A 23793-nucleotide genomic window follows, 5' to 3' on the forward strand; every position below is an offset into this window, starting at 1 on the left:
TCGACCCGGTGGGTGCCTTCGTCCTTTGTCTACTCGCGGATTGTCTACTCGCGGATCGCGGACGGGTCGGTCGGCGGCGGGGTCAGGTGCAGCGCGCCGATCCGGGCGATCGCCTCGGCGTCGACCGGGACGCCCCAGGCCCGGAAGAAGTCGCCCAGGTCGTAGCCGGCCGTCTGGCTGGACAGGACGACCAGGTTGCGCAGCCGGAGTACCTCGTCGGTGTAGTCGCTCGCGTACGGCCGCTCGACCCGGACCAGCTTGTGCAGGTCCGGCCAGAAGCTGTTACCGAACGCCAGCCGCAGTTGCTCGAACATCACGAGCTTCTCGTAAGGGTCGAACGTCGTGCCGTAGTTCACGCCCGGCGTCCGCAGCTTGCCGGGGGCGCTCTGCCACGGCGTCAGCCCGGTCTTGGCGTCCGGTGCGTGCAGCCGCGGCACCTGGCCGTACTTCGTGGCAAAGACCGCGTTGACCGCGAGCGAGTAGATGTTGACCGTCACCTCCGTCAGCGAACTCGGCTTGTAGGTGATCTGCTGATGCTGATGACCGAGCTCGTGATAGATGCCCCAGCCGCGGGTCCGCAGGCCGGTCACGGTCAGCATCCGGTCCTGGATCGGCGGCGGGAACGACATGTGCCCGTGCGTCGCGTACGCCCCGACGCCGGTGATCGCCGACGGGTAGCCGACGAAGTGGTACCGGTGCGCCAAGCGGGCGTGCACCGGCGCGGATCCGTCGTACCCGCTGGTCGCGTCCTCGATCCCGATGATCTCCTCGTAGGTGGCCAGCAGGTCGGTGTGGTTCTCGGTGCGGTACGTCAAGGCCGACGCGCGTTCCACGGTGATCATCGCGCGCGGGCCGACGAGTTCGACGTACGGCGTGGTGCGCTCGTCGAGCTGGCGCTGGAAGTCGGCCTCGCCGGTGCAGCCGAGGACGAAGTACGGCATCGGCTGCGCCTGCTCGCCGATCGAGACCTTGGCCTGACCGGTGCCGCCGATCAGCTTCAGGTAGACGACACCGCCGCCGGCGTCGGTCACGGTGTTGCGACCGACCTGGAGCGGGTACTCGCGGGGCGACTTGAACTCCTTTCGGGCGTCGGCGTCGGGCGCGCCGATCACCAGCGTCGGAGCCTGGCTGCCGGCGTGGACGACCACGGTGAGCGCGGTGGCCGCCGGCAGGTAGAAGCCGGTCGGGCGGAGTTCGCTGGCGCTGAGCGAGTCCTGCGTCCGGTCGAGCTCGGTCGTGCGCGCCGACGGGAGCGCGGGGATGGTGATCGTACTGGTCTGCGCTCTCGCGACAGCTGGTACGGCGGCCAGCGCCAGGCCGGCTCCGGCTACTTGAAGGACACGTCGCCTGGTGAGCTGCAGGGGGCGGGCGTGCGGCATCATCGAACAACCTCCTGGTTGAACTTGCCAGCACCCGGCGACCCGGCCGGCCCTGGTGGCCGGCCCCGGTTGCTTGCGAAACTCAGTGGAAGGACACGCTGTGGGTGGCACCCTTGGTGCCGCCGACCGCGACGTCCAGGACAAGCTGCTTGCCAGCAGCAACTACCGTGACCGCCGAATCCTTCGCGATCACCTCGCCGACCTGCCGGTCGACGGTCAGCCGGACGGTCTGCGCGGTCCGGCTCGGATCGGACACCGCGACAGTCGTCGTCGGTCCCTCCTTGCCGATCACCACCGAAGCAGGCCCGTCACACGCCACCGAAGGCGCTCCGGCGCCGCCCGGCACCTCGGACACGGAGCCTGCGGTCCAGAAGTTCACCAGCACGAGGTTCTCGCGGTGGGATCGAATGGCTTGGACATTCGGATTGTTGACAAGGATCGTCATCCCGGGATCGGCCGCCAACTCCGCCGTCCGCCGGCTGGTTGCGTTGGGCAACACCACGTACGCGTACGAGCCGACGTCAGTACCGTGCTCCAGGACGAGCTTCGCGTAGCGGCGGCTGTACGGCGTGGTCGAGCCGGCGGTGTCGTTGCCGACGTTGATCTCGGACCAGGCCCCGGTCCGGTCCTCACGCTGCACCCGCAGACGACCACCGGCCGGGAAGACGTAGCCGGCAACGCCGTCCAAGTGGGCCCACACCGGATCGGAGTACGTCTGGTCCGCGGCCGGCCCTCCGTCGATCTGCAGCGCGGCCGTCCCGTTCTCGTGGAGATTCCGATTGTCGACAATCGTCTCCACCGGGTAGCCGTCGGTGCCGCTGATCCCGGCGCCGAGCGCCACGATCGAGTCACGCAGACAGAACCAGGACTTCCTTGCCTGCAAGGTCTTGTCGTGGTTGATCAGGTGCATACCGACCGCACCGGCGACGCCCCGGTACGACGCTCCGCCGACCCATTCGGCGTACGCCGCGACCGTCCCGGTGCCGCTGCCGGACCCGCCCGGTTGCCGCGGCTGCGCGCTGACCGTCGTACCCGGCATGCGCTGCGCGTCGACCGTCGGCCAGTACGCGTCGTTGAACTGGGACTGGTCGTCGTTGTACAGGTACGTCATCCCGTCGCCGACGTACCAGCCGCGGAGGTTCTCGCCGTTGCCCCACTCGTAGCGGGCCATGCGCTTCGACGACATCGCGATCGCAAAGGTCCAGCCCGGGCGGCGGTGCACGACGCGGTCCTGGTTGTAGAACTGGAAGTGCCGCGGAACGGCCGGCGCCGGTGTGACGGCGGCGTCGGCGAGCAGCGCCTTCGCCCGGGAGATCTCGGGGATCGACGCGCCGGGGAGGTAGTCGTCGAGCCGATCGCGGGTGATCCACCCCTTGGCCAGGGCCTTGTAGCGAGACGCGTACGGCTCGGCGACGCCGCTCGCGAGGAGCAGGACGGTCGACGTCGTGCCGTGCCCGTTGCGGTGGTCGCCGGCACGTTCGCGGGAGATCGCCCGGCCGGACACGCAGTCCATCATCAGACCGTCGACGACGAACGGGGCGAAGCTGGCCTCGACGGCGTCGAGCAGTACGGCGCGGTTCGGGTCCGCGATCTCCCAGGTGGAGCCGCCGAGCAAGGCGATCAGGTTCGCGACACCGCCAAGCGCGACGTTGCCGTACGTACCGACGTACGCGAGGTTGCCGTGCTGGACGAACGAGCCGTCACGGTAGAAGCCGTCGCCGCTGGTGACGTAGGTGAAGACGCTGTTCTTGCCGGATTCGGCGACATCGCTGAGCGCGTCACGGGCGGCGGCGAGCTTGGCGGCCGACTTGCCGACGATGCCGCGGAGCGCGACGATCAGCGCCTTGTCGACCCGGTTCGCGCCGGTCTCGCGGAGCGTGGGGGCGTTGGTCCGCCGGTTCGGATCGGGCACGAACCGGTCGACGGCCGTCAGGTACTTCGTGAGCTGGTCGGCCGACAGCACGTCGTACGCCAGGATGCAGGTGTCCAGCAGAGCGCGCGGCGAGCCGATCTCCCAGAACCACCAGTTCCCGGTCTCTTTCAGCGTCTCGTTGTACGCGTTGGCGTTCAGGAAGTCGAGCGCGCCACTGAGCAGCGAGCCGGCGTCGGTCAGCGTGGTCCCGGCGGTCGCACGCGCCAGCGCGATCGTCTTCAGGCGGGTGTAACTGATGCTGAAGTTGCCACTGCTCGGGCTGAGCGGCAGGTCCGGCCAGAGCGCCGGCCGGTCGGCCGCGGTCATCATCGTGTCGACGAACTGCTGGGCCTGCGAGCTCAGGTTCGCGAGCGCGTCGGCGTACGCCGGATCGGCCGCGTCGATCGCGCCACCGGTGCTGAGCTCGGCCCAGCGCGCCCGCAGGACGTCGAACTCGTCCTCGGCGAACGCGCGGGTGGGCAGCCCCAGCGTGCTGAGCGCACCGGCGGCGAGCCCGGCCTGAAGCAACAGTCGACGACGGATGAAGGGCGGCATCGCGGACTCCTCGGGCGGCAGTAGTAAACGCTTACCGCACAGCCTGCCGTCTGCTCACAACAGTCGTCAACAGCTCACTGTGATCAGTTCTGATCACTTTCACGGCAGCAGGTCGCGGACCACCGCATCGGCGAGCAACCGCCCGCGATCGGTCAGCACGAGCCGCTCGTCGCCCGCCGGCCGGCCTTCGACCACGGCCAGGCCGTTGCCGACGACGTCGTCCACGGCAGCACGCCCCTCCGCGTCCAGCACGTCCAGCGGCAGCCCCGCCGACAGCCTGACCTCGAGCAACACCCGCTCGATCCGCCGGGTCTCCTCGTCGAGGGTCTCGCGCGCGTGGGCCGGACTTTCACCCGCGTTGATCCGTTCGGCGTACGCGGTCGGATGCTTGACGTTCCACCAGCGCACCCCGCCGACGTGGCTGTGCGCGCCCGGGCCGATCCCCCACCAGGTGTCGCCCCGCCAGTACAGCTCGTTGTGGCGGCAGCGCGCCTCCGCACTGCGGGCCCAGTTGGACACCTCGTACCACCGGAGTCCGTCGGCCGACAGCAACTCGTCGGCCAGCACGTACTTGTCGGCGAGGTCGTCGTCGTCCGGCATCGGCAGCTCACCCCGCCGGATCCGCCGCGCGAGCTGCGTACCGTCCTCGATGATCAAGGCATAGGCGCTGACGTGGTCCGGCTGCGCCGACAGCGCCGACTCCAGCGACGCCCGCCAGTCGTCGAGCGACTCACCCGGGGTGCCGTAGATCAGGTCCAGGTTCACGTGTTCGAAGCCGGCCGCGGTCGCTTCCTTCACCGCCTGCAACGCCCTCCCCGGTGTGTGCTGCCGGTCGAGGATCCGCAGGACGTGCGACGACGCGCTCTGCATGCCGAAGCTCACGCGCGTGAACCCCGCTTCGAGCAACGCCTCGAGGTAGGCCGGATCCACCGACTCCGGGTTGGCCTCGGTCGTCACCTCCGCGCCCGGCGCCAGACCGAACTCGTCCCGCACCGCGGCCAGCATCTTCCCCAGATCCGCGGCGGGCAGGAGGGTCGGCGTACCGCCTCCGAAGAACACCGTCTCGACCGGCCGGTCCAGGTCCTGCAGGACGCGCCGCGCGAGCCGGACTTCGGCGACCGCGGCCTCGGCGTACGACGCCTGCGATCCACCGCCGCCCAGCTCCTTCGCGGTATAGGTGTTGAAGTCGCAGTACCCGCAGCGCGACGCACAGAACGGCACGTGCAGGTAGAACCCCAGCGGCCGCTCCGCCGCCTCCCGGACGGCAGCATCCGGCAGCGCCCCGTCCCGGGGCGCAACCTCCCCCTCGGGCAATGTCGACGGCACCCACCCATCGTACGGGGGTACCTAAGGACAGGTAGTCCTCCACCGTCGTCGCGATCGCCACGCTCAAGCCCTTCCGTCGGTGAAGGCCAAGGTCGGGCCGACCATCGACTACCTCGGCATCCTGCTCATCGGTCTCGCCGCGACCGGGCTGACGTAGGTGACGACCTGGGGCGGCAACGGCCGCGCTCGTCCTAAGGCACCACAAGCGCAACCCGGCACCCGAAGTACTCGCCGAGTCCGGCCTGCCGCTGAGCGCCGCAGAGGCCTGGAGATGTTCCAGCGCTTCGTCGGCGCCTTCCGCAGCTGGATACTCGCCCGCCTCATCGACTGGGACCCCGACGACTCCGAAGCCTTCTCCCACGCCGTCGGCCGCATCGCCGAGCAAATGATCGACCAAGGCCAATCCCTCGCCATTGGCAAACACGCCGCACTCGCGGCGAGTCAGGAGTAGAGCCCGTCCGTCTCCACCTGCCAGCTCTCCGAGATGGCGTGCGACAGGTCGTCGTCGGGTCCGACCTCGTTCAGGTACTCCGCGACCTTGCTCGCGGTTCGGCTCCGCGGCTCGACCAGCGGTTCGTCGTCGTAGTCCCCGTCCTCGGCGTCGTCGTCCCCGTCGTCGTACGGGCCCGAGCCGGTCGTCGCATCCACCTTGGCGAGCTCGGAGTCGAGCCGTTCGGTCTGTCCGCGGGCCACGCCGACCTGTTCGATCCCGAACCGGAGGAGTTTCTCGGAGGCGGTTCCGATCTCGGCGAGCAACTCGCGGGTCAGGCCGGGACGGCTGCCCAGTTCCCGCAGTGTGAGGTTCTCGGCCTTCTGTACCGCGTCCGCGACGCCCTCGGCGTACTCCGGGCTGTCCTGCCGGCCGCTGCGGCGCAGCAACCGCAGATAGCTCGTGGTCGCGACCAGATAGTCCAGGGCGGATTCGCCGTACCCCGCCCTCAGCGCGTCACGGAGCTCGGAGGCCTCACGGACCGCTTCGAGGAACCGCTGCATCCGTTCGAGCACGCGCAGTACGTCGAGTGTCAGGCTGACCGCTTCCTCCGACCGCCGCCGGCGCAACGCCGCGTCCCGGGCGCCCCGCAGTACCCGCAAGGCCTCGTCGAACTCACGGAATGCTTCGAGCGCCTCCACCTCGGCCGACGGCACCAGCGACTCGCCGTTCGGTCCGCGACGCTGATGCGCCAGATCGAGCGCGACCTCGGGCCGGCCGGCGCGCAACTCGGCGGCGATCAGGGGCGCCGTCGCGGCCGCCCAGGTCTGGTCGTCGGCCTCGCGCATGATCTCGTCCGGCAGGCTGATCCGCCCCTCGGCCTGTGCCCACAGGTACTGCTGGCCGCGCGCGGGAAGCTCGTCGATCGAGTCCAGCAGGGACGGCAGCGCATCCTTGTCCCAGTGGGCGGCGAGGGTACTGCCGGACTGACCGAGCATCAGCCGGTGGTACAGCTCCTCCGCCCGGGCGGCCGGGCCCCGCAGCCGCGCGTAGTATCTGTACGCGGCCCGGTGGATCTTTGCGACCTGCGGCTTCTGGTCCCGCTGGAGCTTCGGCAGCATCAGCTTCCGGACGTCCGCGCGATGCCGCAGCGAACGGCCGTCGCTCGTGACCAGCGTCGCCTCCCGCTCCAGCTGCCGGAACAGCTCGTTCGCGTGCCGGTCGGTCTTCACGGTGATACCGCACGGTCTGGCCAGGACGTGCCGGATGACGTCCGGCGTCACCACCCGGACGACCAGTCCGGGGTGCGCGATCCGGCGTACCTCCCGGTTGTCGATGTGCATCAGGATTCGCCGGTACAGGACGCCCTGGATCTGGCCCTCCTGCAGCTCCAGGTCGAGCAGCGGATCATCGGCCTGGCTGACCCGGAGGATCTCGATCGCAAGGCGCAGGCTCAACGGGTTGCGACCGACCAGTCCGATAGTCCGCTCGGCCAGCTCCACCGATGCGGCCACCCCGTCCGCGTCGAGGATCATCTGTACCGCCGACGTGTGGTCCAGCTCGGTCAGCGAGATCACCGTGGCGTCCAGCTCCGCACCCAGTCCGGTGTCGAGCGCCCGCCCCGCGATCACGATCCTTGTCATCGGGATCAGGCGCAGTAGCTGGTCGAGAGAGTCCTTCAGCACGTACAGATCGGTGATCCGGCGGCGCTGGACCTCCTCGAAGGTGTCGAGTACGACGAGCAGCCCGCCGCTGACGTACGGCGTGATGAGCTTGGCGGCCCGCGCGATCAGACTCCGGGACAACCGGGTGCTGCTCGTCGGCGCCGACGCGTGCGAGCTGAGGCCGAGGGTCTCCTCGTCGGTGTTCTCCTGAACCCGCAAGTCGTCGATCAACGGCCGCAGTCGCTCCGACAGCACCGGCTGCTGGATTGTCAGCTGACGCAGGATCTCGGACATCAGCTGGGCAGGCCGGTCGGCCTCCAGCGCGCCCCGGTCGAAGTTGAGGTACGCGAACAGCCCGTCCGTCCGCCCGGTGATGAACTTCGCCAGCAGTGTCGACTTCCCGACCCCGCCGACACCCGAGATCACCAGCGGTCGCGTTCCGCCGAACAGGTGCTCCTGGAGCAACCCGAGTTCCGTCGTACGTCCGTAGAAGCCGTGGGCGCCGAAGGTCTTCAGCGGGGCGAGCAGTTCCTCCCGGGCCAGGGCCGCCTCGATGGCCTCGACGTTCCGGGCGGCCGGGAAGGCGTCGCTGAGCCAGCGCGCGACCTGCAGGTCCGCCGACAGCGATTCCAGCGTCGGCGGCTCACCGTCCGCCGTCGGCGTCGGGTCGATCGCGCGGGACAAGGCGCTCTGCGCGGGCCCTGTCGGGTTGATCGTCGTACGGCGGAGCGCATCGGCGGCGGCTTTCGGGCCGAGGTCTCGCAGGGTCCGTCGGCGTACCGAATCGACCAAGGCCCAGTGCGCGGCGCCGTCCGGCCCGCGCACTCGGCGGCAGTCCTCGATCAGGAACTCGCTGATCACCTCGTCGACCTCGTCGGATTCGCCCGGAACATCCAGCCACCAGGCATCGAACCAGACCAGGACGGCGGCCTGAGCCCGGAGCAGCTCCCGCGGGCCGGGCGGCTGGATCAGGTGGGTACGACGGCTCCGGACCGGCCGCCCGGCCGTGCGCGGCTCCGGCAGGCTGGTCATGCGCTCTGTCCGATCAAGCTGCAGATGGTCTCCCGCGCGATCCCGTAGATCGTCTCGCCGGCGAGCGCGAACTCGTCCGCGACCGGGTCACGTCCGTCCCACACCTGGGAGGTCCAGCCGTCGAGCTCGGCGTCGGTCGCCGGATAGCCGAGGTGCGCGGCGGCCACCGCGAACAACTGGCGGACGTCCGGACGCGTGATCGGGCTGATCGGCTCCTTGCGGGTCTGCGGCGGCACCAGGCCGTCGAAGCCGGTGACCACGAGTTTCACCTCACCCAGCTCGGCGTTGACGTCGACGGAGTGCAGCAGCTTCTCGACAAGCCCGCGCGCGTCGGGATCGACGTTGGCCCGGTCGAGTCCGTCGATCACGATCCAGCGCGGTGACCGCACCGGCGGGAAGTTGTCCCGCAACTCGTTCATCAGCAGCCGCGCGCGGGTGTGCGGATCGGGTACGTCGGCGACAACGTCCGCGCTGATGGCGAACTTGAAGTGGCCGGCGAGCCGCTGCGCCAACTCGAGCGCGCCGAACCGCTCGGTGCCCCATTCAGCGACGTCGATCAACAGCACGGGGAAGCCCTCCGACCGCGCGAGCACCTGCACGAGCTGGTACGAGTACGTCTTGCCCGAGGCCGACCCGCCGGTGATGTTGAGCGTCCGGAAGCCCTCCTTGTTCAATTTCCTGAGCTCGGAACGAAGCTTGCCGCGGTTGATCATCGGCTGCGACATCCCCGAGCCGACGAACATCGCGTCGAGCGGATCCGGCGGCTCGTACCAGGCCGTGCCCCGCTTGGTCAGCTTGAGCTTCAGGTAGTACTCGAGGTCCTCGCGCCGCGCCGGGAACCGGTCCGCCATGTGCGCGACGACGTACCGCAGGCGTCCGCCGCGGCGCAGGTCCAGGACGTACCCGGTCCAGAACGCCTTGGCCTGGAACTGCTCGTCCCAGTAGATGTCGGCGACGTCGATCTCGTCGATCGACTCCAGCTCCTTCTCGACGTCCCGCCGGTACCGCACGAGCTCCGCCAGCAACATCGCGAGCGCCGTGGTCTGTTCGTCCTTCTCGTCCGTGGACTCCTCGATCCACAGCTGCCCGCTCATGACACCCCCTGCACCCCGGCCACCGCGAGGTCAGCGACGACCCGGTCGATCCGCTGTCCCTGGTTCCGGTACTCCGGTTTGCCGTCGATCTCCCGTTCGACCCAGCGATGGTGCAACGCGACGACGTTCCACTCCTCGTCGAACACCGGTGCGCCCGACGATCCACCCTCGGTGTCCGTCCAGTACTGGACCACGGAATCGTCGACCGAACGCACCAGGTTGTGGTGCATCCCGATCATCTTCGGGCGGCCACCCGGATGCTGGATGATGTAGACCCGGTCGTCGACGGCCAGGTCGACCGTCGCGGCGGCGATCGACAGCGCGGGGAACTCGGGCGGGATCGGCGTGGTCGCCTTCAGCACAGCCCAGTCCCGATCGGCGCCCGCGATCACCGAGCCGGGATCGCAGGCCACGACGAACGGCCGCTTGGGCGCGTCGGCCCGATCGAGCTCCCAGCCGAACCACGCCTCGATCTCGGACGCCGGCGTGAGTACGCCCGCGTTCTCCTGAAACACGACGTGATGATTGGTCAGGATCAGATCCGCACCGATCCGGAAACCCGTTCCGAAGTAGCGCTTCTTGCCGATCCGTACCTTGAGCAGGCAGATCGAGCGGGCCCGATCCAGACCGACCTCGAGGAAGGAGATGTCGAGCAAGGTGTTCTGGCCCTCGACGATCTGCCGCTCGGTGCCCTCCCCGCTGAATCCCTTCCACGGCGGACCGCCGCCCTCGGTTTCCTCCTCGGCCGGCGGGCTCACGGGATTCGACGCCAACGCGTCGGCCAGCACGGGCGCGAGCCGAGGCTGCTTCGTGGCGACATGTTCCAGCAACGCACGCAGTTGCTCGGTCCTGGCGGCTTCCTTCAGCACCGAACGCCAGATCGACTGAGCCGCGCCGTCGAAGTCGATCTCGCTGCCGTCGATACCGACGTCGTCGACCACCTCGGCGATGTCTTTGTACCGTCGATACACCGAGGTCAGCGTGCGCAGGACGTTCTGTACGACGGGATCGCCGAACGGCAACGGATAACGATCGAGCGGATGATCGGCCATGCGCGGGACCTACTTCTTGCTCGTGCTCGCCAGCACACCGACCAGTGCGCCGCCGATGGATCCCAGTAGCACGGCCAATCCTTCCGGCATGTTCTTGTCGTTCAGCACCAGGACGAGCCAACCGACCATGCCGACGAGCAGCGCCAGCAAGAGCCCGCCGATCACCAGCATGTAGACCGGACGATTCACCGGCGTGATGTCCTCGGGCGCCAGTTCGTCGCCCTGTTTCGCCCGCTGTGTCTCGGGAATCTCGCGCTCAGGCAGCGTCATGTCCCCCACCCCCAAGCCCAAGATAGCAACGCTCGTCACGTACTGTCACCAGCTGCGCTCTTACGTCTTGCGGGTCCGCGGAGCATCATGGCGGCAGGGGTCGATCGACGAGGGGGAGCCGTGACGGTCGTCGACATTCACTGCCATACATTCAACGGGGACGACCTTCCGGTGAGGGGGTTCGTCAAGGCCGTGGCCGGACAACGCAGCCAGCTGGCCAAGGCCCTTGCCTGGGCGCTGGCCGACATCACCCAGGCGATGGCGTCCGGAGCGGACGAGATCGCCGAACTCGACCGGCTGATCGAGTCTGGGCCTGGGGAGAACGAAGGGGTGGAGGAATCCGCGCTGAGCCAAGCGGCCGCGGACGGCGAGGATCTGCTCACCAGGCTTGAACACGAGCAGCCGGTTCTCGCCGCGGCCGCCGGAGCCGAGGCTGCTGACGGCCGGCGGCCGAGCTCACCGGACGAGTCGTTTCTCGGTGGCATCGACGATCTTCGTCGCTATCTGAGCTGGGCTGCGCTGTTCGGCAAGAACCGGTTGGCACTGACGAGAGCGCTGATCGACACCTATCCCGAGGTCGATCTGTTCACGCCGATGCTCGTCGATTTGCAGGGCCTCGATGACAGTCCGAAGACCAGTCCGCTGCAGCAACTGGAACTCCAGGAGAAGATCAGCCGGCTGGGCATCCTCGGGCAGCTCGGCGCCCAGGTCCTGCCGTTCGTCGGGTTTGATCCGCGCCGCTTCGGCGCGGTCGCCCTGGTGAAGGAAGCCGTGACCGAGTTCGGGTGCATCGGCGTCAAGATGTATCCGCCGATGGGGTTCCTCCCCTGGCGCAACCGGCAGGCCGGCGTCCCCGGCATGAGCGCGGAGCAGGCCCTCGGCGTCGACGACGCGCTGGCGAACCTCTACGACTGGTGCACCGAGCACGACGTCCCGATCACCGCTCACGGGAACCCGACCCAGTTCGCGAAGCGCGCTTACATGGACTTCTCGGGCCCCGAGCGCTGGGCCACGGTCCTGGAGCAATGGGGAGGCCTCCGGCTGAACCTCGGTCACTTCGGATGGAACGGCCGACCCGACTGGCCGCGGAGGATCGCCGAGCTCACCAGCGTCCATCCGAGGTTGTACGCCGACATCGGCAACCACGACCTGGACGACCTGGACGACACCATCGAGGTTCTGGACCAGATCTTCACCGCACAGCAGGAGATGCGACAGCGATTCATGTTCGGCTCGGACTGGTACATGGTCGCGAACCACCTGGACTTCGAGCACTTCTTGACCAGGGTCCGCGCCGCGTACCTCGCCAAGTTCCCGACCCACCTGGACAGCTTCATGGGCAGCACGGCCCTGACCTTCCTGGGTTTCGACGATCCCACCAACAAGAACAACCAACGCGTCTGCGAGCGCTACATGACGTACGGCGCAACTCCACCCGCTTGGCTCGCGACGGAGTCCGACTCCCCGTGAGCTGTCATGCTTGACGGGTGGCTGTGGACGTGGCTGCTGCGATGGCGGGCAGTTTTCTTGGTGGGTTGCCGGAGGAGCTGACCGGGCGGTTGCTCGCGTCGGGTCGGCGGGCCGATTACCCCGCGGGTAGCACGCTGTACCGGGAGGGCGCGGCTCCACAGGCGATGCTCGTCGTTCGTGGGTTGCTGCGGGTGTTCATGTCGTCGCCCGAAGGCCGCCAGGTGACGGTGCGGTACGCGCGGATCAGCGACGTGCTCGGCATCGCGGTACTCGTCGGCGGGCCGGCGAATGTCGGCGTACAGACGCTGGCGGATTCAACTCTGTTTCGGATCGACGCGGGTCTACTGACGGCCGCTGCGCGCACGGACAGCCGCGTCGGGTGGGCGTTGGCGGAGGAGCTGAGCCGTCGCCTGTACGAGAACCTGCGGCAGACCGCGGTGAACGCGTTCGGCACTGTGCGGCAGCGGGTCGCGGCCCACCTGCTCGACCTCGCATCCACACAGCAGAGCCCACGTGGCGAACTCGCTGCGCACGTGTCCCAGCAGGAACTCGCGGACGCCGTCGGCTCGGTCCGTGAAGTGGTGGCCCGGGTACTGCGGGAGTTCCGGCAGGCCGGCCTGGTCGCGACCGCGGCCGACACCGTGCACATCCTCGACCCGACCGGGCTCCACGACCAGACGTGGAATCCGGAGTGACCACGGCAACTTCCGCGGACGACAAAAGTCACAGACGGGCCGCGCCGCCGGGCGAAGACTGATCTCCTCGGCCCCGAATCCGTCGGGGCCCGAAGGGAGTTCAGATGTCCACGCAAGCGATCAGACTGCCCGCCGGCACCGAAGATCCGGTCCGCGCTGTGTCGGTCATCAGCACCGGCAGCGTCGAGATCCATCCCGAACACGCCCACGGCACGAAGAAGCCGCTGTACTGGTGGCTGCTCACCTCCCGCCGGTGGCTGCCGCCCCGCCCGATCAACGTGTACGTCGTCGAGCACGCCGACGGGCTGGTGCTGTTCGACACCGGACAGGACCGCGCCTCGGTGACCGACCCGTCGTACTTCCCGGACGGATTCGCCGGCGTCGTGTACGACCGGCTCGCCAAGTTCCACATCGGCGCGGACGAGACCCTCGACGCGCAACTGGGCACGCTCGGGTACTCCGTGAACGACGTCGACAAGGCGGTCATCTCCCACCTGCACCAGGACCACATCGGCGGTATCCCGCAGCTGAGCGGCGACCTCCTGATCACACCGGCCGAATGGGCCGAGCTGTCGGGGTTCTCCCCCGAGGCGCGCGGCTTCCTTCGCGCGCACATCGACGTACCCGGCCGGCGCTGGAAGCACGTCAGGTTCACACCGACCGACGATCCCGGCCTGGCGCCGTTCACCGAGATGTACGACGTGATGGGCGACGGGTCGATCGTCCTGCTGCCGACGCCCGGCCACACACCCGGCTCGATGTCGATGCTCGTCCGGCGCCGCGACCTGCCACCGCTCCTGATGGTCGGCGACCTCACCTACGAAGCCGGCCTGCTCGAACGCCGCCAACTCCCGGGCGTCGGCGGCCGCGGCGAACTCGGACGAACCACCGACCAGGTCCTCGCCCTCGCCGAACACCTGCCAGGCCTGGTCATCCTCCCCGCCCACGACCCAACAGCAACCCAACGCCTGATCAACAGCTCCCGCCGCCCGGCCTGAGACGGACCTGCTGTGCGCACGTATGCTCGCGGGCATGGTGGGTGATGGGGCCGTCGAGTACCCGGGGCGCGGGCTTGCCATCGGGCGGGATGGGGACGGGGTGCCGTTCTTCTCGTACTGGTTGACCGGGCGGTCCGCGGCGTCGCAGGCGCGTGAGCTCGTCGTGCGCGAGCGCGAGATCATCGTGCGGGACACGTCCGGCGGGGCGGTCGACGATCTGCGCCACTACACGGCGGCGACCCGTGGGGACGACTGGGTCATCGTCGGGAACGGCACGCAGGTGGGTGAGCTGGCCGCCGCGCGAGCCCGGCAACCCGATCTCCAGGTCGCTCTGCGCGGGTTGACCTACGAGCCCGATCCGCCGATCCGCACCCCGCGCATCACCGTCGGCGCGACACTCACGTCCGCCGGGCTGAAGGATGTGGTGATCGGGGCCGCGCGGCCGTACGACGGGGCGCCCGAGCTCACCGAGCATCCGTCGTTGTACGCCGCTCGCATCGCACCAGGCACCGCCCTCACCACGACGACGTACGCCGGCACTGCGGACAACGTCGTCGTCAACGGCCACCCCGAAGTCACAGCGATCGCACTCCCCTGGTCCGCGATCACCGACAACCTCTGGCAATCCCTGCAGCCGTCGCTGCGCGTCGCCGCGATCACGGTCCGGCTCGACACCAGCACCTTCACCGAGGCGGCCCGAGCCAGAACACGCTGACTGCTCATCGCCGAGTCGTGGCGATCGGCGGACGACCCGAGCCGCGAGTCGTGGATATTGGTCGGCTCGGGCAGCCGAATCTCACGACTCGCGGACCACCCGCTACTCGTACATCTTGTCCAGCAGGTCGGAGTATTGGGTCTCGACGTGTTTGCGTTTGAGTTTGAGGCTGGGGGTCATTTCGCCGGACTCGACCGTGAGGTCGCGGTCGAGGATGGTGAACTTCTTGATGGTTTCCCAGCGGTTCAGGCCGGCGTTGAGTTCGTCGACGTAGCCCTGGACCATGGCGCGGGCCGCGTCCGACGTGACGATCTCGGCGTACGGCTTGCCGCCGAGGCCGTTCGCGGTGGCCCAGCCCTGGATCGCGTCGGGGTCGAGGGTGACGAGGGCGGAGACGAAGTTGCGCAGGTTGCCGTGGACGACGAACTGGCTCGCGTACGGGCAGATCGTCTTGAAACGGCCCTCGATCGCCTGCGGTGCGACGTACTTGCCGCCCGACGTCTTGAACAGGTCCTTCTTCCGGTCGGTGATGAACAGGAACTCGTCCTCGAAGTGACCGATGTCGCCGGTGTGGAACCACCCGTCGGCGTCGATCACCTCGGCGGTCTGCTCCGGCTGGTTGTGGTAACCGCTCATCACGCCGTCGCCCTTGATCAGGATCTCGCCGTCCTCGGCGATCTTGAACTGCGTCCCGGGGAACGCCGGCCCGACACTGCCCAGCCGGTACTGCGTGGGCCGGTTCAGCGTCGATCCCGCCGAGGTCTCCGACAGTCCGTACCCTTCGAGGATCAGCAGCCCGGCCGCGTGGAACCACTCCGCGAGCGTCTTGTCCAGCGCCGCCGACCCGGACACGAAGAACCGGACCCGCCCGCCGAACCGGGCGCGGATCTTCGACAGCACGAGCCGATCGGCGGCCGCGAACTGTGCCGCGAGCAGGCCGGTCGGCTCCTTGCCGGACTGGCGGACCGCGGACACCTTCGCGCCGACCCCGAAGGCCCAGTCGAACATCTTGGCCTTGACGCCGCCCTCGGCCTGCATCATCGTCACGATCCGCCCGTGCGCCTTCTCGAAGATCCGCGGCGCCGCGGCCATGAACGTCGGCTGGACGACAGCCGCATTGTCGACAATCTTGTCGATCCGCCCGTCCACCGCGGTCGCGAACCCGATCTGGAACTGGACGGCGAGCAGTACCTGGCCGAACACGTGCGACAACGGCAGCCACAGGAACTGCAGGTCGTCCGGCGACAGCACCCGCATCCCCTCGACCGCGGCGCCCTCGTACGTCCACACCGAGTGCGGCAACCGCACGCCCTTCGGGCGCCCGGTCGTGCCGGACGTGTAGATCAACGTGCACAACGTGTCCGGGGTGATGCCTGCAATCCGATCGTCGACAATCGACGGGTGCTCGGCGAGGTAGGAGTCGCCCAGCATGTCGAGCTGGCCGAGCCCGATCACCCAGTCGCCGTCACTCTCGAGCGGCGTGCCGTCGAGCAGCACGACCTTGCGCAGCGACGGCGTCTCGGCGCGGTGCGCGCGGAGCTTGTCCACCTGCGTGGCGTCCTCGGCGAACACCACCTGGACGTCGGCGTCGGCCACGATGAACGCCACGTCGGCCGGAATCGTCGACGGGTAGATCGTGGTGGTCGCGGCGGCGGCCAGGACGGCGGCGAGGTAGCACTCGATCCACTCGATCCGGGTGCTCGAGGCGATCGCGACCCGCTGCTCGGGCTGCACGCCGAGCGCGATCAGGCCGGCGGCGCGCCTGCGGGTCAGCGCCTCGGTCTCCCGCCAGGTCACCGACTTCCACTGCTCTCCACGCGGGAACCGGAACGCCTCCCGCTCGGGCGTCGCCGACACCCGGTCCAGGAACATCTGGGCCATGGTGCCCTTGCGGTTGCTGAGGAGCGCGAGTTGTCCGGAATCGGCAACAGGCTTCATAACTGGCCTCCATCGGGGGTCAAGTAACCGGAGGGTAATCGCAAGCGGCTGGTCCTGACCATGGCACTCGCTTGCCCACCTGCACCTTCTCCATTACGTTTCCGCAACATGCGCATACGGTCGGTGGCTCTTGTCTCACTATCCGTTCTTCTCCTCACTCTGGGCGCTCCGGCCCGCGCGGTGACCCCGCCGTCCGAGTTCGGCCCGGACTACGACGACCCGCGGACGCCCGCGCCGGCGGTGGCCGTCCCGGACACCAGGCACTGCGAGGTGCAGATCGTCCGGAACGAGTTCCGCAACTTCGACCCGTACCGGGCGACGTACACACCCCCGGCCGCTTGCCAGGGCCCGTGGTCGAAGGTCGTGCTGCGGATGCACGGCGCCGTGAAGGGCGTCCAGTACGACCGCCTCGGGCACATCACGATCGGCGGCGTCGGCGTCTTCCGTACGTCGACCCCGGAGCCGAGCGCGGACGGTATCGCCTGGGACGTGGAGAAGGACGTCACGGCGTACATCCCGCTCCTGCGGACGCCGCAACCCGTCGTCATGGAACTCGGCAACGTCGTCGACGACACCTACACCGGTGTCCTCGACATCACCGTGACGCTCGACTTCTACCTGGCCGATCACCACACCCCGCCGGCCACCACCGCGAACGCCGTGCTCCCGCTGCAGAACCAGACCCGCGAGGACTCCGACCTGATCGGTACGGCAACCTTGCCGCGCAACACGACGCGCCTGCTCGGCGAGGTCTACGTGACCGGATCCGGCGGCGGCTGCGAGGAGTTCTGGGACACGTCCGCGCCGGCCGCGACCGGATACTCGTGCCCCGACGGATCGCCGTACCGCGAGGTCGACGTGAGCATCGACGGCAAACTCGCGGGGATCGCGCTGCCGTACCCGTACATCTACACCGGCGGCTGGTCGAACCCGTACTCGTGGCGCCCCTCCCCCGCGCCGCGCGCGTTCGACATCAAGCCGCTGAACTACGACCTGACCCCGTTCGCGGGCCTGCTCACCGACGGCAAGCCGCACGAGTTCCGCGTCCACGTCGACGGCGTACCGGTCGGCCAGTCCGGCTGGTTCACTGTCCCGAACCTGCACGTGTGGACGGACCCGCACCGCGCACAGACCACCGGCGGCCTCACGTCGTACGCCGTCGGCCCGCTGGCCAAAACCGACGACGTGACCGGCGCACCCAACCAGGCCGGCTCCGTCGACACCACCGCGTCCCGCACCATGACGATCAGCGGGTACGTCGACACCTCGGCCGGCCGTGTGCGGACGAGCGTGAACCGCACGCTCAGCAACGCCTCGTTGCACACCTGGGACGCGGGCGAGTCCCGCGACGTGCTCGACGCGACCTGGCGGGACACCGCGACCACGACCAGCAACGGCCGCGTCGACCGCACCGAGCTCGACTACGGCAAGACCGGCGTACTCACCTTCTTGCCCAACGCAACGATTCCGGGCGGCTACGACGTCGTGACCGACCTGAAGATCCACGACACGATCCGGACGCCGGGCCGCACGAGCACCGAGACGTACGACGGCCGCGCGTCCTGGATCTACGGCGTACCACGGGACCAGCGGCACGCGACCGGGACCCAGACCGTGCGGTACCGGGCGATCGGGAACGGCTGCTTCGACCACACCCTGACCGCGGTGAACGGCGTGTACACGAAGGACTTCTACCGCTGCTGAGCCAGGCACTTGCGGACGAGCTGTGCGTCCGGATGGTCGAGCGCGTCCAGGATCTCGAGAGCGGCGGCGTAGCTGGCGCGGGCGCCGTCGCCGCGGCCGGCGCGGTCCTGGACGCGCGCCATCGCCATCAGGCAGTCCGCGATCGTCCAGACGCACAACCACAGCAGTACGTCGGCACGCCCGGCCGCGGCCCGCAGTACGGCGAGATTGTTCGGCTGCTCGGAGTCGAACCAGGCGAACGCCTCGTCGCGGGTCGTCGGCGCGACCACCTCGACGTCCGCGGGAAGCTCCGGCAGCTCGACCCGGACCCGGCCCGGCGCCAGCAGCACCGCGGCCGCGAACCCAGTGTGGACGAGGTAGTGGAGCAGCCTCTCGAAGGCCTCCGCCGCCTCCCCCGGCTCGCACAACTCCTGCCCGTGGACACGCAGCAGGTCGTGCAGCACCCAGCGATCCGGCTCGATCTCGATCAGCTGATGGTTCGCGACCAGCTCTGCGATCATCCGCCCGGCATCCCGCACCGTTACGCCGGCCAGCGCGGCCGCCGCTCCGGGCGTGATCTCGGTGCCGGGGTGCTGGGTGACCAGCCGGAACATCCGGGCCAGCTCCGGCCGCAACTGCCGGTACGACCAGGAGAAGATCGTCCGTACGCCGACGCCGTCCGCGGTCGCCAACGCGTCCAGAGGACCGTCGCCGAGCGCGTTCACGAACGACGCCAGCACCCGTCGCGGCCGCAACGCGATCTGCGCCGCGAGCAGTGACAGCGCCAGCGGCAGACCGGCGCAGCGCTCCACCAACGCGTCGACACTCGCCGGATCCGACGCGAACCGCCGCGCGCCGATCCTTGCCTCCAGCAACTGCTTCGACTGGAGCGGGTCGAACACGTCCCAGGGTCAGCGCGCGGCGAGCAGCTCCGCGATCTGGACCGCATTCAGGGCCGCGCCCTTGCGCAGGTTGTCGTTCGAGACGAACAGGACGAGCCCGCGGTTGCCCGGCACCGACTGGTCCTGGCGAATGCGGCCGACGTACGACGGGTCCTGGCCGGCCGCGAGCAACGGGGTCGGCAGGTCCGTGACGGCGACACCCGGTGCGGCGCCGAGGATCTCGGTCGCGCGCTCCGGAGTGATCGGCTCGGCGAACTCGGCGTGGATGCTGAGCGAGTGTCCGGTGAAGACGGGCACCCGGACGCAGGTGCCGGCCACCGGCAGGTCCGGGATGTGCAGGATCTTCCGGCTCTCGTTGCGGAGCTTCTGCTCCTCGTCGGTCTCACCGGTGCCGTCGGCAACGATCGAGCCGGCCAGCGGCAGCACGTTGAACGCGATCGGCCCGGCGTACACCTTGGGCTCGGGAAGGGTGATCCCGTCGGTGCCGCGGGCGAGCCGGCCGCCGACCGCCGCCAGGTCGCGGGCCTGGTCCTCGAGCTCGCTCACGCCGACGCCGCCGGAGCCGGAGACGGCCTGGTAGGTCGAGACGACGAGACGGGTCAGCCCGGCTTCGCGGTGCAGCGGGGCCAGCACCGGCATCGCGGCCATGGTCGTGCAGTTCGGGTTCGCGACGATGCCCTTCGGGATCATGGCGAGGTCCTCCGGGTTCACCTCGGAGACGACCAACGGCACGTCCGGGTCCATCCGCCAGCCGGACGAGTTGTCCACCACGACGGCGCCCGCCGCGGCCACCTTCGGGGCGAGCTCCTTCGACGCCGTCTTCCCGTTCGAGAACAGCGCCAGCTCGAGCCCGGAGAAGTCGGCCGTCGCGGAGTCCTCGACGACGACCTCCCGCTCGCCGAACGGCAGCTTCGTCCCCGCCGACCGCGCCGACGCGAAGAACCGCACCTCGTCCACCGGGAAGCCGCGCTCGACGAGCAACTCCCGCATCACGCCGCCGACCTGACCCGTAGCACCGAACACACCTACTCGCATGCGCCCGACAGTAGTTGGTCGGCGCCGCCGGCGCCTGCGGGTTTCACGCAGCGGACCCCAGACACTCACCAACCGGCCCGCTTCCGCCGGCCGCACGCTCAGCCGGCCCGGCCGATCGCCCGCCGCGTGAGGTTGGTGAGTGCTGGAGGTCCGGTCGGCAGCGGCTCAGGCGTCCGCGACCAGGGTGCCGCCGTTGGCGACGTCGGTTGTCTCGATCTCGGTGAAGACGATGCGGACCGATTCGCGCTTGGCGCCGAGGATGGCGATGGCGGAGTCGGTGACCGCGGCGACGAACTCGCGGCGCTGGTCGAGGGTGCGGCCGGAAAGGAGTTCGACGGTGATGTTCGGCATGAGGCGGTTCTCCTAAGAAGGGTTAGTTCCGTGTCGTGGGACAGTGTTTCAGAATCAGGACAGGGCTGCGGATCGGCGGGCGGCGACCTCGTCGGTCTCGTCCGCGTCGGTGTTCAGCGACTCGACCAGCTCGTCGACATCCGCGCGGCTCTCCGGCAGCATTAGCCCGAGCCCGACGTACACCACCAGAGAAGTTGCCAGCGGCAACGCGACGACCAGGGTCGTGTCGGTGGAGCCGACGCCGTACTTCACGATCGCCCAGGTGATCAGCCCGATCGCCCAGGAAGCCAGCGCGGCGCGGGATCCGCTGCGCCGGAACCACGGCAGCAGCCCGAGCATCAGCGGGATCGCGATCGGTCCCATCGTCGCGGCGACCAGGTCGACCACGATCTTCAGCACCACACCCTCGCCGTTGGTCGCGATCGCGATCAGCATGCTCACCGTGACGAACGTGAACGTGACGATCCGCGCCATCTTCAGCGTCGCGGCGTCGGTCAGCCGGCGCACGCGCGGCACCAGCACCGGCGCCAGGTCCCGCGTGATCACCGACGAGATCGCGTTCGCGTCCGAGGCCACCATCGCCATCGTGTGCGAGAAGAACCCGGCCAGTACCAGCCCGATCAGCCCGGTCGGCAGAAGCAGTTGCGCGAGTGCGACGTACGACTGCTCGGCCTTGCCCGGATGCACGAGCAGCGGCGCGGCACACATCGGGACGAACAGGATCAACGGCCATACCAGCCACAGCGCAGAAGAGAGCAGGGCAGACTTCTTCGCCGCGGACCCGGACGGCGCGGCCATGTACCGCTGCGCCAGGTTCCACATGCCGCCGTTGTACTCGAACGTCTTGATGAACAGGAACGCGATCAGGAAGATCGGCGTGTAGGGCCCGTTCAGCGCGTCGCCGTGCCCGGCCGGCAACTGGTCCCACATCTTCCACAACGTCGGTACGCCGTCCAGGTGCGCGAGCACCCCGACGAACATCGCGACACCGGCCCCGAACTGGATCACGAACTGCCCGAAGTCGGTGAGCACGTCGGCCCACAGCCCGCCGAGCGTGGCGTACAGCATCGTCACCACACCGGTCAGCAGGATCCCCCACCGGATCGGCACGCCGGTGAATCCGTTCAGCAGAACGGCGATCGCGACCCACTTCGAGGCGATGTCGACGACCTTCAGCGCGGCGCCGGAGTACGCGAGCGCCTGCTGGGTCGGCAGGTTGTAGCGCCGCGCGAGGTACTCCAGCGGCGACACGACCCCGTGTTTCGCGCGGAGCCGGTTCCATCGCGCCGCGAACAGGAACGCGCCGATGCCGACACCGACGCCGATCGTCATCGCCCACCAGACGTAGACGGTGATGCCGTACGTGTAGGCGACGGCCGCGAACGCGACGAACATGACCGCGCTGTAGCCGGACATGTGGTGCGAGATGCCGGACAGCCACCAGGGAATCCGGCCTCCGGTCGTGAAGTAGTCCACGACCGTCTTGATCTTGGTGCGTGACCAGACCCCGATCAGCACCATCAACACGAAATAGCCGACCAGGACCGACCAGTCCACAGCGGTCATCGGGGATCCTCCCAGGGGCGATGGGCGAGTGACTGGACGGTTCCACTGACAAGAACCTGGTGTCAAGAGACGGAACTGGAACCTTTCTCCAAGCTGTTCCAGCGTTGACAGCGTGTTCTGCGGAGTAGAACCTAGTTCCGTGACTCTGCAGATCAGGCACGCCACCCATCCCGAGCAGCTGCCCGGCTTCGACACGGCCGCACTGCGCCGCCACTACCTGGTGGACGACCTCTTCGTCCCCGGCGCCGTCACCGCGGTGCTCACCCACCACGACCGGATCGTGCTCGCCGGCGCCCGTCCCACGCACGGGCCGCTGATCCTCGACACCTATCCCGAGCTGCGCAGCGAGTTCTTCCTCGAGCGCCGCGAGGCCGGCATCGTCAACGTCGGCGGGCCCGGCACGGTCACCGCCGACGGCACGAAGTACGAGCTGGCCACCGGCGCCTGCCTGTACGTCGGACGCGGCGTCCGCGACGTCGTCTTCGAGGGACCCGAGTCCGCGTTCTACGTCTTCTCGGCGCCGGCGCACACCGCGTTCCCGACCGCGCAGGTGAACCCGGGCGAGGGCAACCGGCTCGAGCTCGGCGACCAGCAGACCGCGAACCGCCGCACGATCGACCAGTTCATCCACGCGGACGGCGTGCAGAGCTGCCAGATCGTGCTCGGCGTGACGACCCTGCACCCGGGCAGCACCTGGAACACGATGCCCGCGCACACCCACGACCGCCGGACCGAGTGCTACCTGTACTTCGGCCTCCCGGAGACCGAGCGGATCGTGCACCTGCTCGGCGAGCCCGAGGAGACGCGGCACCTGCTGGTCGCGGACCGCCAGGCGGTCATCTCCCCCAACTGGTCGATCCACTCCGGCTGCGGCACGGCGTCGTACAGCTTCGTCTGGGCGATGGCCGGCGAGAACCAGGCGTTCGGCGACATGGACGGTGTCGACGTCCGGGATCTGCGGTGACGTCCTTCAGCCTCGAAGGACGTACGGCGCTCGTCACCGGGGCCCGGCGCGGGATCGGGGCGGCGATCGCGGCCGGGTACGCCGCGGCCGGTGCCGAGCTGATCCTGATGTCCCGGGACGCCGCGCTCGAGGACACCCTGGAGGCGATCAAGCAGCACGGCGGCGGCGACGCGTCCGTGGTGATCGCCGACTTCGCCGACCCGGGCGCGGTGGAACGAGCAGCAACAGAGATTGTCGACAACAGGACGGTCGACATCCTGGTCAACAACGCCGGCACCATCCGGCGGGCGCCGGCGGCCGCGACGACGACCGCGGACTGGCAACACGTGATCGACGTGAACCTCAACTCGACCTGGGCGGTGACCCGGCCGATCGGGGCCGCGATGGCCGAGCGCCGGACCGGGAAGATCGTCACGATCGCGTCGCTGCTGAGTTTCCAGGGCGGGATCACGGTCCCGGCCTACACCGCCAGCAAGCACGCGGTCGCGGGGCTGACCCGGGCCCTGGCCAACGAGTGGGGACCGGCGGGTGTCCAGGTGAACGCGATCGCGCCCGGGTACATCGCTACCGACAACACCACCGAGCTGCGCGCGGATCCGGACCGCGAGGCCGCGATCCGGCAACGCATCCCGGCCGGTCGCTGGGGGCGGCCCGAGGACGTCGTCGGCGCCGCGGTGTTCCTCGCGTCCGCGGCCGCGGACTATGTCAACGGCCACGTGCTCGCCGTCGACGGTGGATGGCTGGCGAGATAGGAGTGGCAGG

General features: G+C 69.0%; 20 protein-coding genes. 8 read left to right on the forward strand and 12 right to left on the reverse strand.

All coding sequences use genetic code 11. The features are described 5' to 3' along the window. Positions 1 to 44 precede the first annotated feature (44 nt). The 3 genes from AB0L64_RS26740 to hemW form a co-directional block, all read right to left on the reverse strand. The gene (locus tag AB0L64_RS26740) at positions 45 to 1382 is read right to left on the reverse strand and encodes a M60 family metallopeptidase (protein WP_363714286.1); all 1338 of its coding nucleotides are present in this window, start codon (positions 1380 to 1382) and stop codon (positions 45 to 47) included. Positions 1383 to 1461: 79 nt separating this feature from the next. Beyond that, positions 1462 to 3846 carry a polysaccharide lyase 8 family protein gene (locus AB0L64_RS26745; RefSeq protein WP_363714288.1) on the reverse strand — a complete coding sequence of 795 codons (2385 nt, stop codon included), beginning with the start codon at positions 3844 to 3846 and terminating at the stop codon, positions 1462 to 1464. A gap of 99 nt (positions 3847 to 3945) precedes the next feature. Continuing rightward, positions 3946 to 5172: a radical SAM family heme chaperone HemW gene (gene hemW / locus AB0L64_RS26750; protein WP_363714290.1), complete on the reverse strand. Its 1227-nt coding sequence runs from the start codon at positions 5170 to 5172 to the stop codon at positions 3946 to 3948. A gap of 271 nt (positions 5173 to 5443) precedes the next feature. On the opposite strand from hemW, the gene AB0L64_RS26755 reads away from it, so the two are divergent. Further along, the gene (locus AB0L64_RS26755; RefSeq protein ID WP_363714292.1) at positions 5444 to 5623 is read left to right on the forward strand and encodes a hypothetical protein; all 180 of its coding nucleotides are present in this window, start codon (positions 5444 to 5446) and stop codon (positions 5621 to 5623) included. Here the strand turns inward: AB0L64_RS26755 and AB0L64_RS26760 are convergent. Genes AB0L64_RS26760 through AB0L64_RS26775 form a run of 4 tightly spaced genes read right to left on the reverse strand, consistent with a single transcriptional unit; the run spans position 5614 to position 10714 of the window. After that, positions 5614 to 8298 carry an AAA family ATPase gene (locus AB0L64_RS26760; RefSeq protein WP_363714294.1) on the reverse strand — a complete coding sequence of 895 codons (2685 nt, stop codon included), beginning with the start codon at positions 8296 to 8298 and terminating at the stop codon, positions 5614 to 5616. The two genes, AB0L64_RS26755 and AB0L64_RS26760, sit on opposite strands and share 10 nt — an antisense overlap. Then, positions 8295 to 9392: a hypothetical protein gene (locus tag AB0L64_RS26765; protein WP_363714296.1), complete on the reverse strand. Its 1098-nt coding sequence runs from the start codon at positions 9390 to 9392 to the stop codon at positions 8295 to 8297. Before AB0L64_RS26765 ends, AB0L64_RS26760 begins: the two co-directional genes overlap by 4 nt. Continuing rightward, entirely contained in the window at positions 9389 to 10444 is a 1056-nt protein-coding gene (locus tag AB0L64_RS26770; RefSeq protein WP_363714298.1) for a serine protease, read from the reverse strand. Before AB0L64_RS26770 ends, AB0L64_RS26765 begins: the two co-directional genes overlap by 4 nt. 9 nt (positions 10445 to 10453) lie before the next feature. Beyond that, positions 10454 to 10714: a hypothetical protein gene (locus AB0L64_RS26775; protein ID WP_363714300.1), complete on the reverse strand. Its 261-nt coding sequence runs from the start codon at positions 10712 to 10714 to the stop codon at positions 10454 to 10456. Between the two features lie 171 nt (positions 10715 to 10885). On the opposite strand from AB0L64_RS26775, the gene AB0L64_RS26780 reads away from it, so the two are divergent. The 4 genes from AB0L64_RS26780 to AB0L64_RS26795 all read left to right on the forward strand — a co-directional run bounded on the left by AB0L64_RS26780 (position 10886) and on the right by AB0L64_RS26795 (position 14592). Further along, positions 10886 to 12184 carry an amidohydrolase family protein gene (locus AB0L64_RS26780; protein WP_363714302.1) on the forward strand — a complete coding sequence of 433 codons (1299 nt, stop codon included), beginning with the start codon at positions 10886 to 10888 and terminating at the stop codon, positions 12182 to 12184. A gap of 17 nt (positions 12185 to 12201) precedes the next feature. Continuing rightward, positions 12202 to 12879: a Crp/Fnr family transcriptional regulator gene (locus AB0L64_RS26785; RefSeq protein WP_363714304.1), complete on the forward strand. Its 678-nt coding sequence runs from the start codon at positions 12202 to 12204 to the stop codon at positions 12877 to 12879. 104 nt (positions 12880 to 12983) lie between these two features. Continuing rightward, positions 12984 to 13877 (forward strand): MBL fold metallo-hydrolase, encoded by an 894-nt coding sequence (locus AB0L64_RS26790; RefSeq protein WP_363714306.1) that lies wholly within the window; start codon positions 12984 to 12986, stop codon positions 13875 to 13877. Positions 13878 to 13911: 34 nt separating this feature from the next. Further along, positions 13912 to 14592, forward strand: a complete 681-nt coding sequence (locus AB0L64_RS26795) for an IMP cyclohydrolase (RefSeq protein ID WP_363714308.1) — start codon at positions 13912 to 13914, stop codon at positions 14590 to 14592. A gap of 102 nt (positions 14593 to 14694) precedes the next feature. Here the strand turns inward: AB0L64_RS26795 and AB0L64_RS26800 are convergent, their stop codons facing one another. Beyond that, complete coding sequence (locus AB0L64_RS26800; RefSeq protein WP_363714310.1) at positions 14695 to 16530, reverse strand: AMP-dependent synthetase/ligase; 1836 nt, start codon at positions 16528 to 16530, stop codon at positions 14695 to 14697. Between the two features lie 180 nt (positions 16531 to 16710). Between AB0L64_RS26800 and AB0L64_RS26805 the strand changes: the two genes are divergently transcribed. Next, positions 16711 to 18234, forward strand: a complete 1524-nt coding sequence (locus tag AB0L64_RS26805; RefSeq protein ID WP_363714312.1) for a peptide-N4-asparagine amidase — start codon at positions 16711 to 16713, stop codon at positions 18232 to 18234. Here AB0L64_RS26805 and AB0L64_RS26810 read toward each other — a convergent pair. The 4 genes from AB0L64_RS26810 to AB0L64_RS26825 form a co-directional block, all read right to left on the reverse strand. Further along, the gene (locus AB0L64_RS26810; RefSeq protein ID WP_363714314.1) at positions 18222 to 19115 is read right to left on the reverse strand and encodes a hypothetical protein; all 894 of its coding nucleotides are present in this window, start codon (positions 19113 to 19115) and stop codon (positions 18222 to 18224) included. The genes AB0L64_RS26805 and AB0L64_RS26810 overlap by 13 nt on opposite strands. A 9-nt stretch (positions 19116 to 19124) precedes the next feature. After that, positions 19125 to 20150 (reverse strand): aspartate-semialdehyde dehydrogenase, encoded by a 1026-nt coding sequence (locus tag AB0L64_RS26815; RefSeq protein WP_363714316.1) that lies wholly within the window; start codon positions 20148 to 20150, stop codon positions 19125 to 19127. Positions 20151 to 20315: 165 nt separating this feature from the next. After that, on the reverse strand, positions 20316 to 20501 hold the full coding sequence (locus AB0L64_RS26820) for a tautomerase family protein (protein ID WP_355485809.1): 186 nt from the start codon (positions 20499 to 20501) through the stop codon (positions 20316 to 20318). A gap of 54 nt (positions 20502 to 20555) precedes the next feature. Continuing rightward, on the reverse strand, positions 20556 to 22067 hold the full coding sequence (locus AB0L64_RS26825; protein WP_363714319.1) for a sodium:solute symporter family protein: 1512 nt from the start codon (positions 22065 to 22067) through the stop codon (positions 20556 to 20558). A gap of 139 nt (positions 22068 to 22206) precedes the next feature. Here AB0L64_RS26825 and kduI point away from each other — a divergent pair, with 139 nt between their 5' ends. Then, positions 22207 to 23031, forward strand: coding sequence for a 5-dehydro-4-deoxy-D-glucuronate isomerase (gene kduI, locus AB0L64_RS26830; RefSeq protein ID WP_363714321.1), 825 nt, complete (start codon positions 22207 to 22209; stop codon positions 23029 to 23031). Beyond that, positions 23028 to 23783, forward strand: coding sequence for an SDR family oxidoreductase (locus AB0L64_RS26835; protein WP_363714323.1), 756 nt, complete (start codon positions 23028 to 23030; stop codon positions 23781 to 23783). The genes kduI and AB0L64_RS26835 overlap by 4 nt, the downstream gene beginning before the upstream one ends. Positions 23784 to 23793 lie beyond the last annotated feature (10 nt).

It is taken from the genome of Kribbella sp. NPDC051936 (assembly GCF_040680955.1).
Classification (GTDB): Bacteria; Actinomycetota; Actinomycetes; order Propionibacteriales; family Kribbellaceae; genus Kribbella.

What these genes read in the sequence shown, in the direction of transcription:
- AB0L64_RS26740 (WP_363714286.1), bottom strand. Translation starts at nt 1,382, where the DNA reads ATGATGCCGCACGCCCGCCCCCTGCAGCTCACCAGGCGACGTGTCCTT.
- AB0L64_RS26745 (WP_363714288.1), bottom strand. Translation starts at nt 3,846, where the DNA reads ATGCCGCCCTTCATCCGTCGTCGACTGTTGCTTCAGGCCGGGCTCGCC.
- AB0L64_RS26755 (WP_363714292.1), top strand. Translation starts at nt 5,444, where the DNA reads ATGTTCCAGCGCTTCGTCGGCGCCTTCCGCAGCTGGATACTCGCCCGC.
- AB0L64_RS26760 (WP_363714294.1), bottom strand. Translation starts at nt 8,298, where the DNA reads ATGACCAGCCTGCCGGAGCCGCGCACGGCCGGGCGGCCGGTCCGGAGC.
- AB0L64_RS26765 (WP_363714296.1), bottom strand. Translation starts at nt 9,392, where the DNA reads ATGAGCGGGCAGCTGTGGATCGAGGAGTCCACGGACGAGAAGGACGAA.
- AB0L64_RS26770 (WP_363714298.1), bottom strand. Translation starts at nt 10,444, where the DNA reads ATGGCCGATCATCCGCTCGATCGTTATCCGTTGCCGTTCGGCGATCCC.
- AB0L64_RS26775 (WP_363714300.1), bottom strand. Translation starts at nt 10,714, where the DNA reads ATGACGCTGCCTGAGCGCGAGATTCCCGAGACACAGCGGGCGAAACAG.
- AB0L64_RS26790 (WP_363714306.1), top strand. Translation starts at nt 12,984, where the DNA reads ATGTCCACGCAAGCGATCAGACTGCCCGCCGGCACCGAAGATCCGGTC.
- AB0L64_RS26795 (WP_363714308.1), top strand. Translation starts at nt 13,912, where the DNA reads ATGGTGGGTGATGGGGCCGTCGAGTACCCGGGGCGCGGGCTTGCCATC.
- AB0L64_RS26800 (WP_363714310.1), bottom strand. Translation starts at nt 16,530, where the DNA reads ATGAAGCCTGTTGCCGATTCCGGACAACTCGCGCTCCTCAGCAACCGC.
- AB0L64_RS26815 (WP_363714316.1), bottom strand. Translation starts at nt 20,150, where the DNA reads ATGCGAGTAGGTGTGTTCGGTGCTACGGGTCAGGTCGGCGGCGTGATG.
- AB0L64_RS26820 (WP_355485809.1), bottom strand. Translation starts at nt 20,501, where the DNA reads ATGCCGAACATCACCGTCGAACTCCTTTCCGGCCGCACCCTCGACCAG.
- AB0L64_RS26825 (WP_363714319.1), bottom strand. Translation starts at nt 22,067, where the DNA reads ATGACCGCTGTGGACTGGTCGGTCCTGGTCGGCTATTTCGTGTTGATG.